Here is a 10,879-nt window from a genome sequence, read left to right as displayed (position 1 = left end):
ATAGTGTGCGGGGGGGGGGGGGTCTCGCCCCCCCCCTCCCCTCTCCCGCCTTCGCATCGCCGGTGGCGGGGGGGGCCGTCGGCGCCCCCCCCCCCCCCACGCCTTGCTCTTTACCGTCAGGTATCGCTCTTCACTTGACAAGTGAAGAGCGATACTTGGAAAGTGTCGTTGTCTACTTGCGAAGTGAAGTAGCGAATTAAGCCACGCCGTGAAGTGGTGGGGGAGGGAAGGGGCGAGAGTGGATCTCGAAGCGATCAGGATGGAGCTTCACAGGGCTGTCGATCAGATCATCGACGCTCATGCCGACGGTGGTGACGGCGCGCGGCGGCATGCGCCGGCGACTGATCCGGTCTCGGTCGCTGCTCAGGGCGAGACTGAGGAATGGACCTACCGGTGGCCGGGCAGCGGCGTCGAGAGCTTCCATCGGACGCGCTGGTACGAGGCGGTGGGCGAGCAAGGGAAGCAGCGCGTGAGAGTCGCTTGGGCTCGCCGCGCAGCCTGGGGGCGGGATGACCGCCTTCGAGCCATCGTTTTCCACCAGCAGGGGGGAGTCGACTCCACCACGTATTACCCATGGACGGAGTTCGTCGAGACTGACGACGGCCGGTACGCCGCAATCATTCCTAAGCCTGGTCGGCCGCGGGCGCAGTTGCGGGATGGTGATTCCCTGCCAGACCGGTTCGGAGACCGCGTCGTTGAGCGTTCAGACGCACTCTTCGACTCGATCACTGAAGGGGCATCGCTCAGATTCGTCGTTGGTGGGGCTGATGAAGAGGAGATGGTCCGCCACGGCTACTGGGTAGCCACCTTGCGCAATCGCTTCTGAACGGCGAGGCGAGGGAGAGCCCCGGAGCGATCCGGGGCTTTCGTCGTGTCGGAGGTGTGTCGGAAAGCTACGTTCAAAGGGACGACGGACGGCCGTTGACCTGCCAGAAGGGCCGCCAAGATCATTACGTCGTCATTACGTGATCACTGACAAACGGCTGCTTTCAGCGGCATCCGCCTGCGCATACGCGAAGACCCCGTCTTCAGCTAGTGCGCTGATGGCGGGGTCTTTAGGCACCAAATACAAGGTGCCCCCGGCAGGATTCGAACCTGCGCACACGGCTCCGGAGGCCGTTGCTCTATCCCCTGAGCTACGGGGGCGTGTCCGTCGCGGTGTTCGCGGCGACGGGTAGAACCCTACCAGCTCCATACCGGTGTTCATGAACGGGTTTCCCGGTGGTCAGAGAGGTCGGGGGAGAGGTGGTCCGGGAGGTGTCCCGGGTCCCTCGCAGGGGGTGGAAGTGGGGAAAACCCGGACGCGGTGGCCGGTCCGGACCTACTCTCGAGTTGTGCCAGGCGCGTCGGGTCGGGTGCTTGTTGTGGACGACAACAAGGTCATCCGGCAGTTGATCAGGGTCAATCTCGAGCTGGAGGGTCTCGAGGTCGTGACCGCGGCCGATGGTGCCGAGTGTCTGGACGTCATTCATCAGGTACGGCCCGATGTGGTCACCCTCGACGTCGTCATGCCCCGGCTGGACGGACTGCGTACCGCCGCTCGGCTGCGCAGCGACCCCCGTACCCGTGATCTGCCCCTCGCGATCGTCAGCGCCTGCACTCAGCACGAGGTCGAGAGCGGACTCGACGTCGGCGTCGACGCGTTTCTCGCCAAGCCCTTCGAACCTTCCGAACTCATCGCGCTCGTACGGCAGTTGATCGAGCGCGGGCGGCGTGACGCGGCTGGTGGGCTGTCCGTCGGCGGTCCCTTCGGCGCGGGCGAGGCCGAGCGGGCCGAGCGAGCCGGACGGGGTGGCCGTACCGGCGGCTGACGTACCGGGGTTCCAGACGCCCGGCGCAGACACCTCGACCCCGCCTCGACCCGTCTCCACCCCGGCGTCCACATCCCGGACCCCCGGGTGAATCGGCTGGCCTACCCACCCCCCTCCTCCCCTACGCTTGTCCCGTGACCCCCGTCGAGCTCTCCCGTACCGTGCTGCGCGCGGTGCGTCGTGCTGTCGAGGACGGGGAGCTGAGTGTGGTTGTGCCCGAGCGGGCCTCGGTGACCGTGCCGGGGGCCGGCGGGTGCGGGGACTACGCCACCAACATCGCCCTTCAGCTCGCCCGGCCCGCCGGAGAGACCCCCCGTCGCGTCGCCGAACTGCTGCTGCCGCATCTGGCCGGCACGCGGGGCGTCAGCGGTGTCGAGATCACCGGGCCCGGTTTCCTCAACATCAGTCTGGGGAGTACGGCGTCCACCTCGCTCGTCGCGGAGATCCTGCGGCGCGGACCGCGGTACGGGTTCGTCGACAGCCCAACCAGCGACGGCCCAACCAGCGACGGCCCAACCAGCGACGGCCCCACCAGCGACGGCCCCACCAGCGACGGCCCCACCAGCGACGCCCCCGCCATCGGCGACGACACCCCGAACACCCCAACCGCTCACCCCGTACGACTCCACGCCCCCCGCGAGCCCCGCGCCCTCGTCGTCATGGACGTCGTCGCCCGCCTTCTGCGCTCACAGGGTGCCGACGTCCGCACCAGCTGTGAGACCGGGCCACCCGAGCCCGCCTGGGCGACCGTTCTCGGTGTCGCCGATGCCGACGCGTACAGCCGCCCCCAGGAACCGTCGGCTCCACCCGGCGAAGTCGTACGCCCCGCCCCCGTCCCCACCCCCGACCTCGCCCCCCTCCTCACCCTCGGCCGCGACGCCGCCCGCTGGGCACTCCTTCATCCCGCCGCCCACGACCGGCCCCGTGTCACCGCCGGTCACCTCGTGCAGCGCGAGGCGAATCCCCTCTTCCGGGTCCGTTACGCCTACGCCCGCACCCGGGCCGTCAGCCGCAACGCCGCCGACCTCGGATTCACTGCCCAACCCGGCGACGTACGAGACACGCAAGACGCACAGGGCGACGTGGAAGAGGTAACCCCCCTCCTCGCCGACCACCCCCGGGTCCTCGCCCGCGCGGCCACCCACCGCGCCCCGGACCTGCTCGCCCGTCACCTGGTCGCCGTAGCCGACGCGACCCTCGTTCTCCTTCCCGCGGTACTGCCGCTCGGGGACGAGAAACCCTTGGCCGCCCACCGTGCCCGGCTCGCGCTCGCCGAAGCCGCCGGGGCGGTGCTGGCCGGTGGCCTCTCCCTGCTCGGCATCGACGCACCCGAACACCTCTGAGCGCAGAGACCGACGAAGACACCACTCACTCGATCCCGGCGCCAGGAAGAGACAGAAGAGAACACGACATGAGCCGTTCCGCACATCCCGCCGGTCCCCGTCACGCCGATGTCCTGCCCGAGGGGCACTACTCCGGTCCCGCCGCCGATCTCAACGAACTCGACCCCAAGGTGTGGGCACAGACCGTCACCCGCGACGACGACGCGAACGGTGTCGTCACCGTCGGCGGTATCGACGTGAAGACCCTCGCGGAGCGGCACGGCACTCCGGCGTACGTTCTCGACGAGGACGACTTCCGGCAGCGTGCCCGTGCCTGGCGTACCGCCTTCGGGCACGACGCCGACGTCTTCTACGCCGGCAAGGCGTTCCTGTCCCGTGCCGTCGTGCGGTGGCTGCACGAGGAGGGGCTCAATCTTGATGTGTGTTCGGGGGGCGAGCTCGCCACCGCCCTCTCCGCCGGCATGCCCGCCGACCGCATCGCCTTCCACGGCAACAACAAGTCCACGGACGAGATCCACCGGGCCGTCGACGCCGGCGTCGGCCGCATCGTCCTCGACTCCTTCCAGGAGATCGTCCGTGTCGCCCACATCGCGCAGTCCCTCGGCAGGCGGCAGCGTGTGCAGATCCGTATCACCGTCGGGGTCGAGGCGCACACGCACGAATTCATCGCCACCGCTCACGAGGACCAGAAGTTCGGGATTCCGCTCGCGGGTGGACAGGCCGCCGAAGCCGTGCGCCGCGCGCTCCAGCTCGACGGGCTCGAACTCATCGGGATTCACAGTCACATCGGGTCGCAGATCTTCGACATGTCCGGGTTCGAGGTCGCCGCGCACCGCGTCGTCGGGCTGCTGAAGGACATTCGCGACGAGCACGGCGTCGAGCTGCCCGAGATCGACCTCGGGGGCGGGCTCGGGATCGCGTACACCAGCGACGACGATCCCCGCGAGCCGCACGAGATCGCCAAGGCGCTCACCGAGATCGTCACCCGTGAGTGCGATTCGGCCAAGCTGCGGACTCCTCGTATCTCCGTCGAGCCGGGGCGCGCCATCGTCGGGCCGACCGCGTTCACCCTCTACGAGGTGGGCACCATCAAGCCCCTCGACGGGCTGCGGACCTATGTGTCGGTCGACGGCGGCATGTCCGACAACATCCGGACGGCGCTCTACGACGCCGAGTACAGCGTCGCTCTCGTGTCCCGCCGCTCCGACGCCGAGCCGATGCTCGCCCGTGTCGTCGGCAAGCACTGCGAGAGCGGGGACATCGTGGTGAAGGACGCGTTCCTGCCGGGGGACCTGGCTCCCGGTGACCTGATCGCCGTACCGGCGACGGGCGCGTACTGCCGTTCCATGGCCAGCAATTACAACCATGTGCTGCGGCCGCCGGTCGTCGCCGTGAAGGACGGCGAGTCGCGGGTCATCGTCCGCCGGGAGACCGAGGAGGACCTGCTCCGGCTCGACGTCGGCTGAGGCGGAAGCCACAGAAAGAGGGGTGGAAGATCTCCCGTCTTTCACCCCCGTGAAAATGAAATCGATGTCTCACGATCCGGACTATGGATAGAAAGTCCCGTCCGGTGAGTGAGACTGGTCCAACCGATGACGGTATGAGGAAACGAGGTCGGATGATGCGTACGCGTCCGCTGAAGGTGGCGCTGCTGGGCTGTGGAGTGGTCGGCTCAGAGGTGGCGCGCATCATGACGACGCACGCCGACGACCTCGCCGCCCGCATCGGCGCACCGGTCGAGCTCGCGGGCGTGGCGGTCCGGCGGCCGTCCAAGGTCCGCGAGGGCATCGACCCCGCCCTCGTCACCACCGACGCGACGGCTCTGGTGAAACGCGGGGACATCGACGTCGTCGTCGAGGTCATCGGGGGCATCGAGCCCGCCCGTTCCCTCATCACCACCGCCTTCGAACACGGTGCCTCCGTCGTCTCCGCCAACAAGGCGCTGCTCGCCCAGGACGGCGCCGCCCTGCACGCCGCCGCCGAGCGGCAGGGCAAGGATCTGTACTACGAGGCCGCCGTCGCCGGCGCGATTCCGCTGATCCGGCCGCTGCGCGAGTCCCTCGCCGGGGACAAGGTCAACCGCGTGCTCGGGATCGTCAACGGGACGACCAACTTCATCCTCGACAAGATGGACAGCACCGGCGCCGGATACCAGGAGGCCCTCGACGAGGCCACCGCCCTCGGGTACGCCGAGGCCGACCCCACCGCCGACGTCGAGGGCTTCGACGCCGCCGCCAAGGCCGCCATCCTCGCCGGAATCGCCTTCCACACGCGCGTGCGTCTCGACGACGTCTACCGCGAGGGCATGACCGAGGTCACCGCCTCCGACTTCGCCTCCGCGAAGAACATGGGCTGCACCATCAAGCTGCTCGCCATCTGCGAGCGGGCCGAGGACGGTGGCAGCGTCACCGCGCGCGTGCATCCCGCCATGATCCCGCTCAGCCACCCGCTCGCCTCCGTCCGCGGCGCCTACAACGCCGTGTTCGTCGAGTCCGACGCCTCCGGGCAGCTGATGTTCTACGGCCCCGGAGCGGGCGGCGCCCCCACCGCCTCCGCCGTGATGGGCGACCTCGTCGCCGTGTGCCGCAACCGGCTCAACTCGACCACCGGGCCCGGGGAGTCGGCGTACGCCGGACTGCCCGTGTCGGGCATGGGCGAGGTCGTCACGCGGTACCACATCAGCCTCGACGTCGCCGACAAACCGGGTGTTCTCGCACAGGTCGCCACCGTGTTCGCCGAGCACGGTGTCTCGATCGATACGGTTCGGCAGCAGGGGAAGGACGGCGAGGCCTCTCTCGTCGTCGTCACGCACCGCGCGTCCGACGCCGCCCTGGGCGGGACCGTCGAGGCGTTGCGCAAGCTCGACACCGTGCGGGGTGTCGCCAGCATCATGCGGGTTGAAGGAGAGTAACCAGCAATGACCCACCAGTGGCGCGGAATCATCGAGGAGTACCGGGACCGGCTCCCGGTGTCCGACAGCACGCCGGTCGTCTCCCTCCGCGAGGGCGGCACGCCCCTCGTGCCCGCGCAGGTGCTCTCCGAGCGCACCGGCTGCGAGGTCCACCTCAAGGTGGAGGGCGCCAACCCCACCGGGTCCTTCAAGGACCGCGGAATGACCATGGCCATCACGCGGGCCAAGGAGGAGGGCGCGCAGGCCGTCATCTGCGCCTCCACCGGCAACACCTCCGCGTCCGCCGCCGCCTACGCGGTGCGCGCCGGGATGGTCTGCGCCGTCCTCGTGCCGCGCGGCAAGATCGCGCTCGGCAAGATGGGCCAGGCCCTCGTGCACGGCGCGAAGATCCTCCAGGTCGACGGGAACTTCGACGACTGCCTCACCCTCGCGCGCGAGCTGAGCGACAACTACCCTGTGGCGCTGGTGAATTCGGTCAACCCGGTGCGCATCGAGGGCCAGAAGACGGCCGCCTTCGAGATCGTCGACATGCTCGGCGACGCGCCCGACATCCACGTCCTGCCGGTGGGCAACGCGGGCAACATCACCGCGTACTGGAAGGGCTACAAGGAGTACGCCGGAGACGGCATCGCCGCCAAGACGCCCCGCATGTGGGGGTTCCAGGCGTCCGGTTCCGCGCCCATCGTGCGCGGCGAGATCGTCAAGGACCCCTCGACCATCGCCACCGCGATCCGCATCGGCAACCCGGCCTCCTGGCAGTACGCGCTCGCCGCGCGGGACGAGTCCGGCGGGTTCATCGACGAGGTGACGGACCGTGAAATCCTGCGCGCTTACCGGCTGTTGGCCGCACAGGAGGGTGTTTTCGTCGAGCCCGCGTCCGCCGCTTCGGTCGCCGGTCTGCTGAAGGCGGCAGAGCAGGGCAAGGTCGACCCGGGCCAGACCATCGTCTGCACGGTGACCGGAAACGGCCTCAAGGACCCGGACTGGGCCGTCGCGGGCGCCCCGCAGCCCGTCACGATCCCGGTCGACGCGCCGACGGCCGCCGAGCGGCTCGGCCTGGCGTAAAGCCGCCTGGCGGGTATTCGCCACGGGGGGTGCACAGGGGGCTTACGACACGCATCGTGCGCCTCCTGTGCGCCCTATGTCGCCACAGAACCTTCCTTCGATAGGCTGTACCGAACCCGCCCGCCGCATATGCCTGCGCGCATGGCTCGGCACCGCGCCGTCTCCACGGCCCGAGGGTCTCCACGTACCTATCGGATGTCATCGAACTTCATCGAATGTCTTCGACAATCACGCAGCTCAAGGAGAGTCATCGAGCGATGGCCGGTCCAGCCTTCCGCGCCGCCGCCGTCCGGGTGCGCGTCCCCGCCACCAGCGCCAACCTCGGCCCGGGCTTCGACGCCTTCGGCCTCTCGCTGGGGCTCTACGACGACGTCGTCGTCCGTGTCGCCGACTCCGGGCTGCTCATCGACATCGCGGGCGAGGGCAGCGAGACCCTCCCGCGCGACGAGAACCACCTCCTCGTAAGGTCCCTGCGCACCGCCTTCGACCTGCTCGGCGGACAGCCGCGCGGCCTGGAGATCGTCTGCGCCAACCGCATTCCGCACGGCCGCGGCCTGGGCTCCTCCTCCGCCGCCATCTGCGCGGGCATCGTCGCCGCGCGAGCCGTGACCATAGGCGGGGACTCCAAGCTCGACGACACGGCCCTGCTGGAGCTCGCGACCGAGATCGAGGGCCACCCCGACAACGTGGCGGCCTGTCTGCTGGGCGGCTTCACGCTCTCCTGGATGGACGCCGGTGCCGCGCGGGCGATCAGGATGGATCCCGCCGATTCCATCGTTCCGGTGGTTTTCGTGCCCGGGAAGCCGGTCCTCACCGAAACGGCGCGCGGCCTGCTCCCGCGCAACGTCCCGCACGTCGACGCGGCCGCCAACGCGGGCCGCGCCGCCCTGCTCGTCGAGGCCCTCACCCGCCGCCCCGAGCTGCTGCTGCCCGCCACCGAGGACCGCCTGCACCAGGAGTACCGGGCACCCGCCATGCCCGAGAGCGCGGCGCTCGTGGAGAGGCTGCGCGCGGACGGGGTGCCGGCCGTCATCTCCGGTGCCGGGCCCACCGTGTTGGCACTCGTCGACGCCGACAACGCCGACAAGGTCGCCCATCTCGCCGGCGAGGGCTGGGCCGCCAACCGGCTCGACCTCGACGAACAAGGCGCGTGCGTCCTTCCGCTCGCGGCCCCGAGCAGCGCCCCGAGCAGCAATTGACTACGTACCGTCGCCGGATTTCGAGAGGGGGAATGTTTGTTGGATCCGGTAGTGTTAATCTCAAGTCTGCACCCGACCCCACCATGGCGAGGTGCTTGTTGTCCCCGTCAGGGACAGACATTCTTCCGGGAGCCTCCCAAACCACACTCTGTTCCGTCCGGGCACTGAGTGGTTCGCCGGGCACGCTCCGGAAGCCGGGAAAGCTCCGGAATTGGTGCGACCAAGCAACGTGACACAGCCACTCGGTGTCACTGCTTTGGGAAGCGCCGTCACCAGAAATCTCTTCCGCCGCTTAGGCGGACCACCGCCCCGGCACGGTTCACACAGCAAGAACCGAAGCCGGACAGCACAACCGGTCGCCGAGCCAGACAGGCCGACGTCCGCTCCAGGGAAGGACCCTTCGTGAGCGACACCACCGATCTGATGGGCGCACGTGTCGAGGAGACCGCTGCCGCGCCCGCCACGGACGCCTCCGCGCCTGCCACCGGTGCCGGCTCCCGGCGGCGCCGCGGTACCGGCCTCGACGGCATGGTGCTGGCCGAGCTGCAGCAGGTCGCATCCGGCCTCGGCATCAGGGGCACCGCGCGCATGCGCAAGAGCCAGCTGATCGAGGTCCTCAAGGAGGCGCAGGCGGGAGGGGGTGCTCCGGCCAAGGCCGAGACCGCCACCGAGACCAAGCCCAAGCGCCGCGCCACCTCCAAGACCCGTACGGGCGACGAGACGGTCGCCCCGGCCGAGCAGAAGGCCGAGAAGGTCGCCGCCGAGAAGGCCGTGGCCCAGCAGCAGATCGAGATCCCCGGCCAGCCTGCCAGCGATGACGCTCCGGTGGAGCGCCGCCGTCGCCGCGCGACCGCCGAGGCCGGCAGCCCCGAGACGATCACCGCCGAGGTCAAGAGCGAGCCGCGGGCCGAGACGCCCGCCGCCGCGCAGGGCGAGGTCCGGGGCGACGCCGGTGACGACGGCCGTCAGGGCCGCCGGGACCGCCGCGACCGTGACCGCGGTGGCCGTCAGGACCGTGACCGCGGCGACCGCCGCAAGGGCGACGAGCAGCAGGGCGGCGGCCAGCAGCAGGACCGTCAGCAGGGCGGCGGCCGCCAGGACCGCCAGCAGCAGGGCCAGCAGCAGAGCGGTGGCCGCCAGGACCGTCAGGACCGGCAGCCGCGCGACAACGGCCCGCAGGACGACGACGACTTCGACGGCGGACGCCGTGGCCGTCGCGGCCGTTACCGCGACCGCCGTGGCCGTCGCGGCCGTGACGAGTTCGCCGGCGGCGCCGGCGAGCCGCAGGTCGCGGACGACGATGTCCTGATCCCCGTCGCGGGCATCCTCGACATCCTCGACAACTACGCCTTCATCCGTACGTCGGGCTACCTGCCGGGTCCGAACGACGTGTACGTCTCCCTCGCCCAGGTCCGCAAGAACGGCCTGCGCAAGGGCGACCACGTCACCGGCGCGGTCCGTCAGCCGAAGGAGGGCGAGCGCCGCGAGAAGTTCAACGCGCTCGTGCGCCTCGACTCGGTCAACGGCATGGCGCCCGAACACGGCCGCGGGCGGCCGGAGTTCAACAAGCTGACGCCGCTGTACCCGCAGGACCGCCTCCGCCTGGAGACCGACCCGGGTGTGCTGACGACCCGCATCATCGACCTCGTCGCGCCGATCGGCAAGGGCCAGCGCGGTCTGATCGTGGCCCCGCCGAAGACCGGCAAGACCATGATCATGCAGGCGATCGCCAACGCGATCACGCACAACAACCCCGAGTGCCACCTGATGGTCGTCCTGGTCGACGAGCGTCCGGAAGAGGTCACCGACATGCAGCGGTCGGTGAAGGGCGAGGTCATCTCCTCGACCTTCGACCGCCCGGCCGAGGACCACACCACGGTCGCCGAGCTCGCCATCGAGCGCGCCAAGCGGCTCGTGGAGCTGGGCCACGACGTCGTCGTGCTGCTCGACTCCATCACGCGTCTGGGCCGTGCCTACAACCTCGCCGCGCCCGCCTCCGGCCGCATCCTCTCCGGTGGTGTCGACTCCACGGCGCTGTACCCGCCCAAGCGCTTCTTCGGTGCCGCGCGCAACATCGAGGACGGCGGCTCGCTGACCATCCTCGCCACCGCGCTCGTCGACACCGGCTCGCGCATGGACGAGGTCATCTTCGAGGAGTTCAAGGGCACGGGCAACGCCGAGCTGAAGCTCGACCGCAAGCTCGCCGACAAGCGCATCTTCCCGGCGGTGGACGTCGACGCGTCCGGTACCCGTAAGGAAGAGATCCTGCTCGGCAGCGACGAGCTGGCGATCACGTGGAAGCTGCGCCGGGTGCTGCACGCGCTCGACCAGCAGCAGGCGATCGAGCTGCTCCTGGACAAGATGAAGCAGACGAAGTCGAACGCGGAGTTCCTGCTCCAGATCCAGAAGACGACCCCGACTCCCGGCAACGGCGACTGAGGCAAGTCAGCTTTGTCGGAGGGGGGCGCCCCGGGGGGGGGGGGGGGGGGGGCGGCGGGGTGGTGACCACGGGCACACACAAACACAACCCAAGACAAGCACCACAACACA

The 10,879-nt window shown here is 69.7% G+C and carries 8 protein-coding genes and 1 tRNA gene; 8 read left to right on the top strand and 1 reads right to left on the bottom strand.

Features of this window, described 5'->3' with window-relative positions:
• The first annotated feature begins 238 nt into the window (after positions 1-238).
• Positions 239-826, top strand: coding sequence for a hypothetical protein (locus ACFXC1_RS15115; RefSeq protein WP_381242787.1), 588 nt, complete (start codon positions 239-241; stop codon positions 824-826).
• Positions 827-1,074: 248 nt separating this feature from the next.
• Here ACFXC1_RS15115 and ACFXC1_RS15110 read toward each other — a convergent pair.
• A tRNA-Arg gene (locus tag ACFXC1_RS15110) sits at positions 1,075-1,146 on the bottom strand.
• A 59-nt stretch (positions 1,147-1,205) separates the two neighbouring features.
• On the opposite strand from ACFXC1_RS15110, the gene ACFXC1_RS15105 reads away from it, so the two are divergent.
• The 7 genes from ACFXC1_RS15105 (at position 1,206) to rho (ending at position 10,768) form a co-directional block, all read left to right on the top strand.
• On the top strand, positions 1,206-1,811 hold the full coding sequence (locus ACFXC1_RS15105) for a response regulator (RefSeq protein WP_381242786.1): 606 nt from the start codon (positions 1,206-1,208) through the stop codon (positions 1,809-1,811).
• Positions 1,812-1,945: 134 nt separating this feature from the next.
• On the top strand, positions 1,946-3,154 hold the full coding sequence (gene nrtL / locus ACFXC1_RS15100; protein WP_381242784.1) for an ArgS-related anticodon-binding protein NrtL: 1,209 nt from the start codon (positions 1,946-1,948) through the stop codon (positions 3,152-3,154).
• Between the two features lie 68 nt (positions 3,155-3,222).
• Positions 3,223-4,620: a diaminopimelate decarboxylase gene (lysA, locus tag ACFXC1_RS15095; RefSeq protein ID WP_381242782.1), complete on the top strand. Its 1,398-nt coding sequence runs from the start codon at positions 3,223-3,225 to the stop codon at positions 4,618-4,620.
• A gap of 152 nt (positions 4,621-4,772) precedes the next feature.
• The gene (locus ACFXC1_RS15090; RefSeq protein WP_381242780.1) at positions 4,773-6,065 is read left to right on the top strand and encodes a homoserine dehydrogenase; all 1,293 of its coding nucleotides are present in this window, start codon (positions 4,773-4,775) and stop codon (positions 6,063-6,065) included.
• A 6-nt stretch (positions 6,066-6,071) separates the two neighbouring features.
• Complete coding sequence (gene thrC, locus ACFXC1_RS15085) at positions 6,072-7,130, top strand: threonine synthase (RefSeq protein ID WP_200679749.1); 1,059 nt, start codon at positions 6,072-6,074, stop codon at positions 7,128-7,130.
• 257 nt (positions 7,131-7,387) lie between these two features.
• Complete coding sequence (gene thrB, locus ACFXC1_RS15080; RefSeq protein ID WP_362981936.1) at positions 7,388-8,329, top strand: homoserine kinase; 942 nt, start codon at positions 7,388-7,390, stop codon at positions 8,327-8,329.
• Between the two features lie 402 nt (positions 8,330-8,731).
• On the top strand, positions 8,732-10,768 hold the full coding sequence (rho, locus tag ACFXC1_RS15075) for a transcription termination factor Rho (protein WP_381242777.1): 2,037 nt from the start codon (positions 8,732-8,734) through the stop codon (positions 10,766-10,768).
• The last annotated feature ends 111 nt before the right edge of the window (positions 10,769-10,879 follow it).

Origin of the sequence: Streptomyces hokutonensis (assembly GCF_042751305.1) — a bacterium.
In the GTDB taxonomy this organism is placed as follows: Bacteria; Actinomycetota; Actinomycetes; order Streptomycetales; family Streptomycetaceae; genus Streptomyces; species Streptomyces hokutonensis_A.
This window is presented reverse-complemented; position numbering and strand designations above follow the sequence as displayed.